Annotated in this window: 14 protein-coding genes; 7 read left to right on the top strand and 7 right to left on the bottom strand. The window is 62.4% G+C overall.

The features are described from left to right. The first annotated feature begins 12 nt into the window (after nt 1-12). Both cysW and P2T68_RS02130 read left to right on the top strand, forming a co-directional pair. Nucleotides 13-885, top strand: a complete 873-nt coding sequence (cysW, locus tag P2T68_RS02125) for a sulfate ABC transporter permease subunit CysW (protein ID WP_024072743.1) — start codon at nt 13-15, stop codon at nt 883-885. A gap of 3 nt (nt 886-888) precedes the next feature. Beyond that, nucleotides 889-1869 carry a sulfate ABC transporter ATP-binding protein gene (locus tag P2T68_RS02130; protein ID WP_024072744.1) on the top strand — a complete coding sequence of 327 codons (981 nt, stop codon included), beginning with the start codon at nt 889-891 and terminating at the stop codon, nt 1867-1869. Between the two features lie 127 nt (nt 1870-1996). Here the strand turns inward: P2T68_RS02130 and P2T68_RS02135 are convergent, their stop codons facing one another. Next, nucleotides 1997-2524 (bottom strand): Mpo1-like protein, encoded by a 528-nt coding sequence (locus P2T68_RS02135; protein ID WP_024072745.1) that lies wholly within the window; start codon nt 2522-2524, stop codon nt 1997-1999. An 83-nt stretch (nt 2525-2607) separates the two neighbouring features. Between P2T68_RS02135 and P2T68_RS02140 the strand changes: the two genes are divergently transcribed. Both P2T68_RS02140 and P2T68_RS02145 read left to right on the top strand, forming a co-directional pair. Continuing rightward, nucleotides 2608-3294, top strand: a complete 687-nt coding sequence (locus tag P2T68_RS02140; RefSeq protein WP_024072746.1) for a Crp/Fnr family transcriptional regulator — start codon at nt 2608-2610, stop codon at nt 3292-3294. A gap of 38 nt (nt 3295-3332) precedes the next feature. Continuing rightward, the gene (locus P2T68_RS02145) at nt 3333-3698 is read left to right on the top strand and encodes a response regulator (protein WP_024072747.1); all 366 of its coding nucleotides are present in this window, start codon (nt 3333-3335) and stop codon (nt 3696-3698) included. A gap of 369 nt (nt 3699-4067) precedes the next feature. Here P2T68_RS02145 and P2T68_RS02150 read toward each other — a convergent pair whose 3' ends face one another. Beyond that, the gene (locus P2T68_RS02150; RefSeq protein WP_024072748.1) at nt 4068-5072 is read right to left on the bottom strand and encodes an AraC family transcriptional regulator; all 1005 of its coding nucleotides are present in this window, start codon (nt 5070-5072) and stop codon (nt 4068-4070) included. A 101-nt stretch (nt 5073-5173) separates the two neighbouring features. Between P2T68_RS02150 and P2T68_RS02155 the strand changes: the two genes are divergently transcribed. Continuing rightward, nucleotides 5174-6253 (top strand): fatty acid desaturase, encoded by a 1080-nt coding sequence (locus P2T68_RS02155; RefSeq protein WP_277378961.1) that lies wholly within the window; start codon nt 5174-5176, stop codon nt 6251-6253. Here the strand turns inward: P2T68_RS02155 and P2T68_RS02160 are convergent. Genes P2T68_RS02160 through P2T68_RS02170 form a run of 3 tightly spaced genes read right to left on the bottom strand, consistent with a single transcriptional unit; the run spans nt 6225 to nt 10270 of the window. Beyond that, the gene (locus P2T68_RS02160; protein WP_168232164.1) at nt 6225-7835 is read right to left on the bottom strand and encodes an arylsulfatase; all 1611 of its coding nucleotides are present in this window, start codon (nt 7833-7835) and stop codon (nt 6225-6227) included. The two genes, P2T68_RS02155 and P2T68_RS02160, sit on opposite strands and share 29 nt — an antisense overlap. A 30-nt stretch (nt 7836-7865) precedes the next feature. Beyond that, nucleotides 7866-8681, bottom strand: a complete 816-nt coding sequence (locus P2T68_RS02165; RefSeq protein WP_024072751.1) for an ABC transporter ATP-binding protein — start codon at nt 8679-8681, stop codon at nt 7866-7868. Continuing rightward, nucleotides 8678-10270 (bottom strand): ABC transporter permease, encoded by a 1593-nt coding sequence (locus P2T68_RS02170; protein WP_277378962.1) that lies wholly within the window; start codon nt 10268-10270, stop codon nt 8678-8680. The genes P2T68_RS02165 and P2T68_RS02170 overlap by 4 nt, the downstream gene beginning before the upstream one ends. A 288-nt stretch (nt 10271-10558) precedes the next feature. Between P2T68_RS02170 and P2T68_RS02175 the strand changes: the two genes are divergently transcribed. Then, nucleotides 10559-11560, top strand: a complete 1002-nt coding sequence (locus P2T68_RS02175; RefSeq protein ID WP_277378963.1) for an ABC transporter substrate-binding protein — start codon at nt 10559-10561, stop codon at nt 11558-11560. Between the two features lie 29 nt (nt 11561-11589). On the opposite strand, the gene P2T68_RS02180 is transcribed toward P2T68_RS02175, so the two are convergent. Further along, entirely contained in the window at nt 11590-12510 is a 921-nt protein-coding gene (locus P2T68_RS02180; protein WP_277378964.1) for a LysR family transcriptional regulator, read from the bottom strand. Nucleotides 12511-12691: 181 nt separating this feature from the next. On the opposite strand from P2T68_RS02180, the gene P2T68_RS02185 reads away from it, so the two are divergent. Further along, nucleotides 12692-13597, top strand: a complete 906-nt coding sequence (locus P2T68_RS02185; RefSeq protein WP_069075011.1) for a TauD/TfdA family dioxygenase — start codon at nt 12692-12694, stop codon at nt 13595-13597. A gap of 319 nt (nt 13598-13916) precedes the next feature. Here P2T68_RS02185 and P2T68_RS02190 read toward each other — a convergent pair whose 3' ends face one another. Further along, a complete protein-coding gene (locus tag P2T68_RS02190) occupies nt 13917-15524 on the bottom strand; it encodes an alkaline phosphatase family protein (RefSeq protein ID WP_277378965.1) in 1608 nt (535 codons plus the stop codon). Nucleotides 15525-15616: the final 92 nt, after the last annotated feature.

Genomic DNA, 15616 nt, shown 5'->3' on the forward strand with positions numbered 1-15616 from the left:
GAGGCGCGGAACATGTCCCAATCGTCTATTTCCGCTGCAGCCTCGGCCAACGCAGCCCGCCGTGGCAGCGCTGTTTCCCGGCGCATCCTGATCGGCCTGGGCTGGCTGGTGTTCTTCCTGTTCCTGTTGCTGCCGCTGTTTATCGTGGTGTCCCAGGGCCTGAAGAACGGCCTCGGTGCGTTTTTCACCGCGATCCTTGAGCCGGACGCGTTGTCCGCGTTGAAACTCACGGTGATCGCCGTGTTGATTTCGGTGCCGCTCAACCTGGTATTCGGCGTCAGCGCCGCCTGGTGCGTGAGCAAGTACTCGTTCCGTGGCAAAAGCATCCTGGTGACGCTGATCGACCTGCCGTTCTCGGTCTCGCCGGTGATCGCGGGCCTGGTCTACGTATTGATGTTCGGCGCCCAGGGCCTCTTCGGGCCCTGGTTGCAGGCGCATGACATCCAGATCGTGTTCGCCTTGCCCGGCATCGTGTTGGCGACCATCTTCGTGACCGTGCCCTTTGTCGCCCGTGAACTGATCCCGCTGATGCAGGAACAGGGCACCCAGGAAGAAGAGGCCGCGCGCCTGCTGGGCGCCAATGGCTGGCAGATGTTCTGGCATGTGACCGTGCCGAATATCAAATGGGGCCTGATCTACGGCGTGGTGCTGTGTACCGCGCGGGCCATGGGTGAGTTCGGCGCGGTGTCGGTGGTGTCCGGCCACATTCGCGGGGTCACCAACACCTTGCCGCTGCACGTCGAGATTCTCTACAACGAATACAACCACGTCGCCGCCTTTGCGGTGGCGAGCCTGCTGCTGATCCTGGCGCTCTTCATCCTGCTGCTCAAGCAGTGGAGCGAGAACCGTATTAACCGCCTGCGCGCCGCAGCGGCTGAGGAATAAGTCATGTCGATCGAAGTCCGTAATGTCAGCAAGAACTTCAATGCTTTCAAGGCCCTGGACAGCATCAATCTGGATATCCAGAGTGGCGAGCTGGTGGCGTTGCTGGGCCCCTCCGGCTGTGGCAAGACAACGTTGCTGCGCATCATCGCCGGCCTGGAAACCCCGGATGCCGGCAGCATCGTGTTCCACGGTGAAGATGTCTCCGGCCACGACGTACGTGATCGCAATGTCGGGTTTGTGTTCCAGCACTACGCGCTGTTCCGCCACATGACCGTGTTCGACAACGTTGCCTTCGGCCTGCGCATGAAGCCGAAGAACCAGCGCCCCAACGAAAGCCAGATCGCGGCCAAAGTCCACGAACTGCTGAACATGGTGCAGTTGGACTGGTTGGCCGACCGTTACCCGGAACAACTCTCCGGTGGCCAACGCCAGCGTATCGCCCTGGCCCGCGCCCTGGCGGTAGAGCCCAAAGTGCTGTTGCTGGATGAACCGTTCGGCGCCCTCGACGCCAAGGTGCGTAAAGAGCTGCGCCGCTGGCTGGCGCGCCTGCACGAAGACATCAACCTGACGTCGGTGTTCGTGACCCACGACCAGGAAGAGGCCATGGAAGTCGCCGACCGCATCGTGGTGATGAACAAGGGGGTGATCGAACAGATCGGCTCACCGGGCGACGTCTACGAAAACCCGGCCAGCGATTTTGTGTACCACTTCCTCGGCGACTCCAACCGCCTGCACCTGGGTGAAGACCAGCATGTGCTGTTCCGCCCCCATGAAGTGTCGCTGTCACGTCATGAGCTGGAAGACCACCACGCCGCCGAAGTGCGCGATATTCGCCCCTTGGGCGCGACCACGCGGGTGACGTTGAAGGTTGAAGGCCAAAGCGAGCTGATCGAAGCCGAAGTGGTGAAAGACCACGACAGCCTGACCGGCCTGGCCCGTGGCGAGACCCTGTTCTTCAAGCCCAAGGTCTGGCAAAAAGCGTGATAACTCCGCACTACCCAATGTGAAAATGGAACCAAATGTGGGAGGGGGCTTGCCCCCGATAGCGGTGTGTCAGCCAGCCTGTAAATCAACTGACCCACCGCCATCGGGGGCAAGCCCCCTCCCACATTTAGATTTCTCTCGGCTTTAGATCGCGGCGCGCCACCGGGCCTGAGCGTTGCTCAATGTCCGCCTTCAGGTCATGCCGCAACCCCAGCAGAAACGCCAACTCCGCCACCACAAACAGCGGCCCGACAATCAGCCCCGACACATCATCCACAAACGCCGGTTTCTTGCCCTCGTAGTAGTGCCCGACGAACTGAATCACCCAGCCCACCACGAACATGCCGATGCCGCTGCCGAGCCACACCTGCGTGCTGTGCGCGGCCAGCTCATGCCCGGCCCACACTGACAGCCCCATCAGCACCGTCATCAACACACCCAGGGCCAGTTCCAGGCGTAGGTAAAACCACGCCGCCAGCAGCGCGACCAAGACGGCCGGCGATAGCCAGAACCCGGCCAGCGGCCATTCCGGGCGTGAAAGCAGCACCGCGACGGCCACCACGATCAGCGGGATGCCGATAAAGTGGCTGGCGATATTGCGCGGGTCGCGGTGGTAGGCGGCGTATTGACTGAGGTGGTCGACGAGGCTTTTCATTGTTGTTCCTCCTGTAGGATGTTTGATCATGCCCTGTCAGCCTGCGACTAACTGTCAGTTGGGCGACAATCTTCGGAGTTCCCATGGATGCGACGCAATGGCACGCCCGGCTGGCCGTCGGTCACTGGTTCAGTCACTTGCCTGTACCTTTCCAGCATAGTCTGCTGGCCCGTGCCCGGCTGCGGCAGCTGACGGCGGGACAATACCTGTTCAAGCGCGGTGATCCGCCCTGTGGCTTGTATGCGGTGCTTGAAGGCACCTTGCGTGTCAGTGCGGTGAACGAGCACGGCAAGGAAGCGCTGTTGAGCCTGGTGGGCGCGCCCTATTGGTTCGGCGAAATCTGCCTGTTCGACGGCTTGCCGCGCACCCACGACGCCTGTGCCACGGGGCCGTGCACGCTGGTGCAGGTGCCGCAGCAGGCGTTGCTGAAGATCCTCGAGGAGTCCCCCCAGTACTGGCGTGACCTGGCCTTGTTGATGAGCCAGAAGCTGCGCCTGAGTTTTATCGGCCTTGAACAGCTCAGCCTGATGCCCGCCTCGGTCCGCCTGGCCCATCGGCTGTTGATGATCGTTGAGGGTTACGGCGACATGGAACCGTCAAAACGCGTGCTGCAACTGCCCCAGGAAGACCTGGCGGCGATGTTGAGCCTGTCGCGCCAGACCACCAATGCCTTGCTCAAGGACCTGCAAGCCCAGGGCATCGTGCGCCTGGGCTACGGCGAGATCGAAATCCTCGACGCACAGCGGCTACGAGAGGCGGCGCACACCTGAGGGTGTTAGCCTGCAACCCTGATCAATCGAGGTGTGTTATGCGCGTGCTGTTAGTGGAACATGAATCCGAAGAGGCACAGCGGATGGCCCAGGGCTTGAACGAGGCGGGCTACACCGTGGAAGTCGCGGCCAACGGCATGGCGGCGCAGCGGTTTGTCGAAAGCGCGGAGTACGACCTGGTGATCCTGGATGTCATGCTGCCGGGCTTGAATGCCTGGAAGTTGCAGCAGGCGATTCGGCAGAAGGGCGAAACGCCGGTGTTGTTCCTGACCACGCCGGGTGGGATTGAAGATCGCCTGCGCGGGCTGGAATTGCACGAGGATGATTACCTGCTCAAGCCGTTTGCGGCCAAGGCATTGGTGATGCGGGTCAAGAAACTGTTGCGGCGGGACCGGAGCCGCTGAATGATCCCGTGACGGTAGTGCCTGAACGATCGCCATCGGGGGCAAGCCCCCTCCCACAGGGGAACGCATTTCAACTGTGGGAGGGGGCTTGCTCCCGATGAGCATAGGTATCTACACAACTTGGGCTCAACACTGAACGCCCGGCAGATAGGGCTGTTGTGGTGAGCGGGCTTGTCCCGCGTTGGGCTGCGTAGCAGCCCCAGTAAAGAAGAACGCGGTGCATCAGACACTCTGTAGAGGCTGGTTTTGGGGCTGCTACGCAGCCCAGCGCGGGACAAGCCCGCTCGCCACAGTGAGATTTGTCAGGGGCTGAAAAGTTGTGTAGATACCCATGCCCCGATGAGGCCTTCAGCCTCCCCACATATCCCCTTACCGCAACCCATCCCGAAACTGCCCCGGCGTCATCCCCGTCCAGCGCTTGAACGCGCGGTTAAAGCTGCTGGTATCAGCAAACCCGAGCAGATGACTGATCTCCGCCAATGAGCACTGCGGATCACGCAAGTGCAGCAGCGCCAGGTTTTCCCGGCATTCATTGAGCAACGCATCAAAGCGACACCCCTCGTCCGCCAGATGCCGTTGCAAACTGCGCAAACTCAAATGCAACGCCTGGGCAATGCGCTCGGCATTCGGCTCGCCGTCGGGCAGTTGCGCCTCGATGGCCGCGCGCACCTTGCGTTCCCAGGTCAGCGGTTGCAGTTGGGCGAGGGTGCGTTTGAGCACGGTTTCGTTGTGTTCGGCCAGTTCCGGGTTGGCATCGTCCAGGTGGCTGTCGAAATCCCTGGCGGCGAATTCGAGGCGGTCTTCCTCGGCGCCGAAAAACACCGGGGCGCGGAACACCGTGTGCCAGGGCTTGGGGTCGGCGGGTTCCGGGCGCCGTAGGTAAACCGCCAACGGCGCATAGTCGCGGCCCAGGCGATTGCGGCAGGTGCGCACATAGATCGCGGCAAATGCATCGATGGCTTCCAGCGCCGGCGCCGGGCTGCCCGGCGGTTGCAGCAGGCGAAAGCGGTAGCGCTCGCCTTCCCGGCTCAGCTCCAGCGTCAGGGCATCGCTGACCACCTGGTGATAACGCACGATGCGTTCGAACACCTCGCGCAGGCTGCCGCTGGCCACCAACGCATAGCCCAACGCATGAAAGGTGGTCGGGCTGACAAACCGCGACACCCGCAAGCCGATCGCCGGGTCGTTGCTGGCCTGCACCGCCAGTTCCCATAGCCGGGTGGTGGCCGACAACGGGTAGCGCGCATTGGGGTCGTCCATCTGCTGAGGGTCGAGACCGGCCTGGGCGCACAGGGCGGCGCTGTCGAGGCCCAGGGCGTCGAGCTGCTTGCGCAGTGCGCGGGTCCAGCTGGCGAGGGAAGTCGGTTCGGTCATGGCGATTGGCGCTTGCGGTCAACAGGTTGGCGTCCGGGGCTAGCGTCCTGCCGGATCGCTTGGGGCAGGATGGACACATCAGTAAACAAGAGGATGGAAGCATGGACGGTACTTCTGCAAGTCCCCAGCAGATGAACGCACAACAGCGTTCGGCGCATATCCGTGAGGTGGTGCTGGCCGAAGGCGTGCGCTTGCGCCAGCAGCACCCCTGGCTGTTGCATCAAGACGCATTGGGCGCGGGCATACTGGCGTTTGCCTTGGCCGGCATGATCGGCTCGGCGGCGCTCTATATCACGGGGGCCATGGCCTGGTGGGTGTGCCTGCTGCTGAACGCGTTCCTGGCGTCACTGACCCACGAGCTGGAACACGACCTGATCCACAGCATGTATTTTCGCAAGCAGCGCCTGCCGCACAACTTGATGATGGGCCTGGTCTGGCTGGCGCGGCCGAGCACCATCAACCCGTGGATTCGCCGGCACCTGCACCTCAATCATCACAAGGTCTCCGGCACCGAGACCGATATGGAAGAACGCGCCATCACCAACGGCGAGCCCTGGGGCTTGGCGCGGTTGCTGATGGTGGGCGATAACGTGATGTCGGCGTTTATCCGCATGCTGCGCGCCAAGACCTGGGACCACAAACTCAAGATACTCAAGCGTTCGCTGCTGGTGTATGCGCCGCTGGCGTTGCTGCATTGGGGCGCGTGGTACGTGTTCCTCGGTTTTCATGCCGCCAACGGCATCGCCAGCCTGCTGGGCACGCCGATCGCCTGGTCCGCCGGTACCTTGCAGGTGATGCACGTGATCGATATCACGGCCGTGGTGATCATCGGCCCCAACGTGCTTCGTACCTTTTGCCTGCACTTCGTCAGTTCCAACATGCACTACTACGGCGATGTTGAGCTGGGCAATGTGATCCAGCAGACCCAAGTACTCAACCCCTGGTGGATGTGGCCATTGCAGGCGTTCTGCTTCAACTTCGGCAGCACCCACGGGATTCACCATTTTGTGGTCAAGGAACCGTTCTACATCCGCCAGATGACGGCCAAGGTGGCGCATAAGGTCATGGCGGAGATGGGCGTGCGGTTCAATGATTTCGGTACGTTTGCGCGGGCCAATCGGCTTGAACCCGCCACGCGGCCGCAGGCCCGCCTCAATCCGGCTGAAACGGCGATGCGCTGAGCACCACGCCGGTTTCGTCCACATACTGTTGCCAATGGCCGATTAAGGTGGCGAGTTTGTCCGGATGACTCAAGGCCAGGTCGTGGATTTCTCCAGGGTCCTGGCCCAGGTCATACAGCTGCCAGGTCGCCGGGCCCACGGGGCCGGGGATGTATACGGCCTTCCACTGGCCCTGGCGAATCGCGCGGCGGCCAAACAGTTCCCAGCCGGTCACCGTGTTGTCGTCGTGCACCTGGGTGGTTTCGCCAGAGAGGAAGCCCAGCCACGACTTGCCCCGCAGCGGCGCCACCGGCTTGCCGCGCCATTGTTTGCCCGGATGACGCACGCCGGCCAGGTCCAGGATGGTCGGCGTGATGTCCATCACCGTGCCGAACCCATGGCTGATACGACCTTTGAGCGACAACTGCGGATAGTGCACCAGCGCCGGTACGCGAATCCCGCCTTCGGTGGTGAACGCCTTGAACAACCGCGACGGCGCCGTCGCCACCTGCGCCCATGACGGGCCATACCAGACATAGGAGTTGGCGCGGCCAATGTTGTCCAGGCTGTTGTCGTAATGTTGGTTGAGGTAGGTGAGCAACTGCGGTCCGAACTTGGGGAACGCCTCCAACAGCGCACCTTCGGCGCCGTTGTCGGACATGAACACAATGAACGTATTGTCCAACTGCCCCTGCTGGCGCAGGTAATCCACGACCCGGCCGATGTTCCAGTCCATGCGCTCGACCATCGCCGCATACACCTCCATGGCCCGCGCCGATACCTGGCGCTGCTCGTCGGTCAAGGCGGCCCACTGGGTGGTCAGCTCGATCAACGGGTGGGGTTCGACTTCAGCGTCGATCAGCCCCAGTGCCTTGAGTTTTTCCAGGCGTTCCAGGCGCAGCACTTCGGGGCCGGCGTCGTAGCGGCCACGGTACTTCTCGACGATGTCCGCAGGCGCTTGCAACGGCCAGTGCGGCGCCGAAAACGGCAGGTAAGCGAAGAACGGCCGGGTCTGGTCGCGCTCCTTGAGGTAGTGCAGCAGCTTGTCGCCGAAGGCATCCGAGGAATAGAAATCCTTGGGCAACTGCTCGACGAACCGGTCGTCTTCGATGTACAGCGCCGGGGTGGATTTGAGCAGGCCTGGGGTGTCGTCGTTATAGGTCGGTTCGAAGCCGTAGTGGTTGGCCGCCCCCGGCAGCAGTGAGAACGAACGCTCGAAACCGCGGGCGTGAGGCGCCAGCTCGGCGGTCAAGCCCAGGTGCCACTTGCCGCTCATCAGCGTCTGGTAACCGGCCTCGCGCAGCAGCTCTGGCAGCGCCACCACCTTGTCATTCAAGTAACCCTCGTAGCCGGGCTTACCGATCAGCTCCGGGGTCAGCGCCTCGGCCATGGTGCCGATACCCGCGATATGGTGGTCGGTGCCGGTCAGCAGCATCGAACGGGTGGGCGAGCAGGTGGGGGCGGTGTGGAAGTCGGTCAGGCGCAGGCCGTTCAGCGCCAGGGCGTCCAGGTGCGGGGTGGAAATTTCCCCGCCAAAGGCGCCGAGGTCGGAGAAGCCCATGTCATCGGCCAGAATCACGAGAAAATTGGGACGTTGCGGCATCAAGGCACTCCTCATTAGCAGGCGGTTTTTTCAGCAGGCAATAAAGGCCAGTGGCAGGTCGCGGATCTGTTCGCGCGCGGGCGGCTGGTAATGGCCGTCGCTGGTCAGTTCGTGCAGCAGCTCTTCACGCAGTTGGTGGAATTCGAAACTGCTGCGCTGGCGCGGGTGGGGCAGGGCGATATCCACCACCTGCTTGATTCGCCCAGGCCGGGGCTCCATCACCACCACGCGGTCGGCGAGGAAAATCGCTTCCTCCACATCGTGGGTCACCAATACCGTGGTGATTTTGGCGCGGGCGCGGATCGCCAGGAGTTCGTCCTGCATTTGCTGGCGGGTCAGGGCGTCGAGGGCGCCGAACGGTTCGTCCAGCAGCAGGATGCGCGGGCTGGCCACCAGGCCGCGGGCAATCGCCACCCGTTGCGCCATGCCACCGGACAGTTGGTGCGGATAGGCGCGGGTGAAGTCGGTGAGGCCGACCAGTTCGATAAAGTCAGCAATGCGCCGGTTTCGCTCGGCCTCGCTCAACGGCTCGTTGACCAGGCCCAGGCCGATGTTTTCCGCCACGGTCAGCCAGGGGAACAAACGGTGCTCCTGGAACACGATGCCGCGTTCGCCGCCGATGCCGTTGACCGCTTTGCCGTCGACGCGGATCTCGCCGCGAAACTGCGTATCCAGCCCCACCAGCAGGCGCAACAGGGTGGATTTGCCGCAGCCGCTGGAGCCGACAATCGCGACGAATTCGCCTTCGGCAATCTCCAGATTGAATTCGCGGATGGCTTCCAGCTCGAAGCCGTCGACGTCAAAGGTCTTGCCCACATGGTTGAAGCTGACGATAGGTGCGTTCATGCGTGTCTCCAGCGGGTGGCGCGGGTTTCGATGCGCTGGCCGATCAGGTTGAGGGCCGCGCCGGTGAGGCCGACCAGGAGCATGCCGCTCATGATCAGGTCCATGCGCAGCAGTTGTTGGGCGCCAATCATCAGGCTGCCGATACCGCCGTTGGACGGCATGAAATATTCCGCACCGATGGTGCCCAGCCAGGCGTAGATCAGGCTCAGGCGCAGGCCGGCGAAAATACCGGCTGCGGCGCCTGGCAGCACCAGGCGTCGTAACCGTTGGAACAGGTTCAGGCGCAACACCTGTGCCGCTTCGTTGAGCTGCGGCGACAGATTCAGCACGCTGCGTTGGGTGGCGATAAACAGCGGGAAGAAGGCGGCGAGGGCGATGAACACCCACTTGGCCAACTCACCCAGGCCAAACCAGGCAGTGAGCAACGGCACCCAGGCGAAAATCGCGATCTGGCGCAAGGCGGCCAGGGTCGGCCCGAGGACCCGCTCGCTGCGCCGGGACAGCCCCAGCCACAAGCCCATGGCAAAGCCAAGGCCGCCCCCGAGTACCAACCCGCCCAGGCTTCGCCCCAGGCTGGTGCCCAGTGCAGCGCTCAGGTTGCCATCCACGACCCCGGCGACGGTGGTGTGCAATACCACCCATGGGCTGACCAGAATGTTCGGGTCTACCCAGCCTTGTTGCGTCGCGACCTGCCACAGCGCCAGCAACAGCAAGGGCAGCAACCACGGTTGCAAACGCTGCCAGCCTTGATAGCGCGGCCCGCGACGAATCTGCGCCGTGGCCGGATGGGGCCAGTGCACCCATTTGCGATCCAGCCAGCCAATGCCACGGTCCATCGCCACGCCGAATACGCCGATGACCACGATGCACACGAAGACAATATCGAGCATGAACAGCTGGCGCGCCCACACCATCAGGTAGCCGATGCCTTCGCTGGAGGCCAGCAACTCCACCGCCAGCAGCGAGGTCCAGCCGGCCGCAAGGGCCAGGCGTACACCGGCCATGAATGCCGGCAGCGCGGCGGGCAGGATCAGGCGACGGATCAACAGATACGTGGGCAGGCGCAATACACGGGCGGCTTCACGCAACTGGGGTTGGGCGTCGCGCACGCCGACCAGGGTATGCAGGGTCACGGGCACCACGATCGCCTTCACCAGCACCACCAGTTTGAGGGTTTCGCCAATGCCGAAGAACACCATGAACAGTGGAATCCAGGCCAGCGTCGGTACTTGCGACAATGCGCTGAACGTCGGAAACACCAGGCGCTCGGCGCGCGCACTGAAACCCAGCAACGCCCCCAGCAGCGCCCCGGCGCCAATGCCCGCCAGCAGCCCCCAGAACAGGCGTTGCAGGCTGATTGCCAGGTGGCTCCACAACTCGCCGCCGGCCAGTTCCACGGCGCTGCTCCACACCAGGGACGGTGGCGGCAGGATCTGCTCGCTCATCCAGTGATTGCGGCTGGCCAGCCACCACAGCGCCAACAGCGTCACCGGCAGCAACCATGGCAATACCCGTTCACTGCGCAGCGGCCAGCGTGGCGTGGCGCCGGGGGCCGCGAGCGGGAGGCTCAAAAGTGAAATTCGGGCCATGGAGGACCTCCGTTGTCGCCGATGGCGTTATGTGTTTTTGATCTTATAAAAACGCAATCAAGATGATTGGGGGATAAGAAAAATCATTTAAAGCTTCTGCCCGGCACGCATCCAATGCATTCGAAGAATATTTTCGATGCTGTTTATGCATAGTCCTCTGGGGCCGGCGTTTTCACTTGTATAGATCCAAAAGCTATTAAATTGTGAATTTATAGTATTTAAAGTTTTTATCCGCCTGTGCCTACTTTCTGCTCCCCAGGCGACCCTCGCCCACAAGGAGCTGCGCTTATGAAACTGCCTTTCAAACGTCTGATCACCCTGGTCGCAGGCACCGCACTGGCGGGCCTGGTACAGGCTGCCGACCTCAAGGAAATCCGCATCGCCGTGCCCGACCTCAGCGCCGGCAGCCAGCACAGTGGTGGGGGCATAACGGACGTGCTGCGCGACCAGCAGATCTTCGAAAAAGCCTTTGCCGACCAAGGCATCAAGATCCAGTGGAACTACTTCAAGGGCGCCGGCCCCGTGATCAATGAAGCCTTCGCCAACGGGCAGGTGGACCTGGCTTACCTGGGCGACCTGGCGGCGATCATCGGCCGCTCCAATGGCCTGGAGACGCGCTTGCTCAGTGCCAGCGCGCGCGACGTCAAGCAGTACCTCGGCGTGGTGCCGGGCTCAGGCATCAAGACCTTGCGGGACCTCAAGGGCAAGCGCGTCGCGGTGTTCCGTGGTACGGCCAGCCAGTTGTCGTTCGATGCCGCATTGGCCAGCCAGGGCTTGAGTGAAAAAGACCTGAAGGTCATCAACCTGGACTTCAACGCCGCCGGTGCGGCGCTGGCCGCCAAGCAGATCGACGCCACCTGGGGCGGTTCGAACCTGACGGCGTTGCAAGCCAAGGGGCTGGCTGAAATACCCCTGACCACCAAGGATCTCGGCGGCGCCGGCAGCGTCCAGGCGGTGCTGGTGGGCAGCAAACAGTTTGTCGACGAGCATCCCGACGCCGTGGCCAAGCTGCTCAAGGCCCAGCAGCAGGCGGTGCAATGGTTGACCGATGACAACAACAAGCAAGCCTACATTGCGCTGGTGTCCGGGTTGGCCAGCTACCCGCCGCTGATCCTCACCAATGACTTGAAAGACCAAACCCTCAGCGAGGTCTTCCCGTCGACCCTGGACCCTGTGTTCCTGGCTAAATTGCAGGGCGCGGTGGACCTGGCCTCCCAGGAGAAGCTGATTCGCAAGTCGTTCCAGGTGAGTGACTGGGTGGCGCCGAATCTGGCGGCGGCGGGGCTCTGAGTTGGGTGGTGTCCAGGCGATGAGGCCCTTCAAACCGCCACACTCATCTCCTGGCTGTCCACCTCCACCAAGGTCTCGATCATCGCCTTCGCTGCCGGCGACAACCGCGAACCGGTGCGGCTGACGATGCCGCAGCGGGCGCTCATGGTCTCCATGTTCTGTGGCAGGTTGCGCCAGTGCAGCAGCTTCAACGTGCCCTGGGCGATGTCGTCGGCGAACGCCTCCTCGGTGCCCACGCCGATGGCATTGGACTGCAGCACAATCTTCACCAGCGCCGGGAAATGTTCGGTCTGGATGCTCGGGGAAAAATCCATGCGCCCACTCAGGTTCGCCAACAGTTTGCGAATGCCCTGGGAGATCAGCGGCGACGCCAGCGGGTAGTCGAACATGTCGTTGGTCGACAGGCTGTCCTTGTCCAGCAGCGGGTGCCCCGGGCGGCAGAAAAATACCCCGCGCTTGGGCGTCAGTGCACGGGTCTGGAAATTCGGATCAGCTTCGAACTGACGGATGTCGGCGATAAAGAATTCGATCTCTTCGCGGCTCAGGGCGCGGCTGAGTTTTTCCCAGTTATCCATCTGGAAACTGGTACGGATTTTCGGGTGGGCGCTGATAAAACGCGCCACCGCATCCGGCACCAGTTTCACCGCTGGCGCGGGGCCGCAGCCAAAGCGCAGGTCGCCGGCGTCGAGCTTGGTCATGCGCGTCACTTCACTGCTCAGCAGGTTGGCGCCATGCACCAGGGTCAGCGCGTGTTGCAGTACCACCTGGCCTTCCGGCGTGGGGCGCAGATCCTTGTGGCCGCGGTCGACCAGCACACAGCCGAATTCCTGTTCCAGCCCCTGGATGCTGCGGCTGAACGCCGGTTGGGTGATGCCCATGGCGTCCGCCGCACGCACGAAACTGCGGTGTTCGTTGAGGGCGATGAAGTACCGCAGTTGGCGAAGATCCATATGCTTTCCCTGCATCTTAAAAATAGGTCGAAGGCATTTGCGACCACGGGAGCAGAGGTTTTAAATGCAAGCTCTTATTCCGTCAATGAAGCATTGGTTCATTTGCTAGATCTAAATTGCATATGAATAGAGCGTTGTCGGAAAGCTCCCCACCATCAGTAGGCACAAGAGGGTCATCACAATGAGCAACGCCGCATTAGCTGTTCAACCCGTCGCCCAGGCACTGGATATTCACCCGGTCGCCGGCCGCATCGGCGCCGAGATCCGTGGCATCAGGCTGTCCGGCGATCTGGATGCCGCCACGGTCGACGCCATCCAGCAGGCGCTGGTGCAATACAAGGTGATCTTCTTCCGTGAGCAGACCCACCTCGATGACCAGAGCCAGGAAGCTTTCGCCCACTTGCTCGGCGAGCCGATTGCCCACCCGACGGTGCCGGTGCGCGACGGTACGCGCTTCCTGATGGAACTGGACGGTACCCGTGGCCAGCGCGCCAATTCCTGGCACACCGACGTGACCTTCGTCGACGCCTACCCGAAAGCCTCGATCCTGCGTTCGGTACTCGCCCCCAAGTCCGGTGGCGACACGGTGTGGGCCAACACCTCAAGCGCCTACAACGACCTCAGCGTCGAACTGCGCGCACTGGCGGATAACTTGTGGGCGGTGCACAGCAACGAATACGACTACGCCGCGCTCAAGCCGGATGTGTCGGCAGAGCGGCTCGAGGCATACCGCAAGGTGTTCACCTCGACGGTGTACGAAACCGAGCACCCGGTGGTGCGCGTACACCCGGTCAGTGGTGAGAAGACCCTGTTGCTGGGGCACTTCGTCAAGCGCCTGAAAGGCTATTCCCAGGCAGATTCGACCCAGTTGTTCAACCTGTTGCAAAGCCACGTCACCCGCCTGGAAAACACCGTGCGCTGGCGTTGGAATACCGGCGACGTGGCGATCTGGGACAACCGCGCCACCCAGCATTACGCGGTGGACGACTACGGCACCCAGGAACGCATCGTGCGCCGGGTGACGCTCAAGGGCGATGTGCCGGTGGGTGTGCAGGGGCAGCGCAGCCAGACCACCAAAGGTCTCTGAGCTGACAACGCTTCACCTGTGGGAGGGGGCAAGCCCTGATGCCATTCAGTTAAGGCTTTTTTGTAGGAGCGAGCTTGCTCGCGAAAAACGTCAACGATAACGCGTGTCTCCTGAATGAACGCGGCGCCTGTGAGTTTTTCGCGAGCAAGCTCGCTCCTACAAAAGGCGATGTACGCTTAACTGAACGGCATTAGGGCAAGCCCGCTCGCCACGGGTTACTGTTTGCCCGTTCTATCTCTTAACTGATCGGCATCAGGGCTCGCCACGGAGGTACCCATTTGCTGCGCGACAGCGGCACCTCCCACATTCGATTTGTGGTTTACCAGACGCCGATTTTCACCACTTTCTCCGCCTCCGGCTCACCGTAACGAAACCGTTGGCCACGCAGATCGATCTCTGTGTGGCTGATGGTGGTGCGCCGCTTCAACCCGCGCAGCCATTCGAACAGATACCCCAAATGAATGTCGCGCACTTGGGCGTAGGCCGGGTCGCTGCCCAGGTCGTGCAGCTCCTGCGGGTCGTTTTCCAGGTCGAACAGTTGTGCGCGAAAGCCGTCGTATGCCAGGTATTTCCAGCGCTCGCTGCGTACCATCGTCATCCGGCAACGGTCGATGGGTTGCGCCAGGCGTTCGCGGGCCGGGGCCTGGAAGGCGTAGTCGTACTCGGCGATGGCGTAGCGGCGCCAGCTCGTTTCTTGGCAATGCAGCAGCGGGATCAGCGAGCGGCCTTCCAGGCGATGGTCGGCCGCGGGCAGGCCCAAGGCCTCAAGGAAGGTCGGCAGCGCATCGATGGTTTCCACCAGCCGTGCGTCCACTGTGCCACGGCTGATATCGGCCGCGGCGCGTGGGTCGCGCACGATCAGCGGAATGCCCACGGCCGGCTCCAGCAAAAATTCTTTTTCGCCGAGGAAGTGATCGCCGAGAAAGTCGCCGTGGTCGCTGGTGAACACAATCAGGGTGTCGTCCCAACGGCCGTTGCTTTGCAGGAAATCGAACAGTCGCCCCAGTTGGTCGTCGACTTGTTTGATCAAGCCCATGTAGGTGGGAATCACCGTGAGCCGTACCTCGTCACGGGAAAAGTTCAGGCTCTCCTGGTGTTGGCGGAACGCCTGGTACACCGGGTGATCGCTGGTTTCCCCAGGCTGGATCGGTGCCTGGATATGCTCGGCGCCATACAGCGCGTGATAGGGCGCCGGTGCGATGTAGGGCCAGTGTGGCTTGATATAGGACAAGTGCAGGCACCACGGTTGTTCGGCCTGCTCGCGGATAAAGTCGATAGCGCGGTCGGTGGTGTAGACGGTTTCCGAATGCTCCTCGGCCACGCGCGCGGGCAGGCCGGCATTGCGCATGTGCCAACCGCTGAGCACTTCGCCGTTTTCACCTGCTGCGGCATTGGCCCATTCGTGCCACGGGTTGGTGCCGTTGTAGCCCTGTTCGCGCAGGTAATGGGTATAGGGCGCGGACTCGCGTTTGTCATCGAACAGCGGGCTGTCGGGGTAGATGCCGTCGTGACGCAAGTACGCCTCGAAGCCGACCTCGTTCAATGGCTCGGCCTGCTCGCTCCCAGGGTCGATATTCAGGCGCTGCAAGGCTTCGACATTGGGCGTGGCGTGGGTCTTGCCGACCAGCGCCGTGCGGATACCGTGGGGGCGCAGATAGTCGCCGATGGTCAGTTCTTCCAGGGGCAACGGCACTGCGTTCCACGCCACCTGGTGGCTGCTGACGTAGCGCCCGGTATAGGCCGACATGCGCGAGGGCCCGCAGATGGTGCCTTGGGTATAGGCGCGGCTGAAGCGCACACCGGCGGCTGCCAGGCGATCGATGTTCGGCGTGTGCAGGTGAGCGTGGCCGTAGCACGACAGGTAATCGCGGCGCAGTTGGTCGCACATGATGTACAGCACGTTGCGCACGGGTTGGGAGTGGGGCATGGGGTTTCACCAGACGGAGGACAGGTGAGGTTTTTCGCCGTTCGGGTGGGGGGCTGGCAAGTGCATTTGGGGACTGGATTTCATGCAGGGGA

Source organism: Pseudomonas sp. G11 (assembly GCF_029457515.1).
GTDB classification, from domain to species: Bacteria; Pseudomonadota; Gammaproteobacteria; order Pseudomonadales; family Pseudomonadaceae; genus Aquipseudomonas; species Aquipseudomonas gorinensis.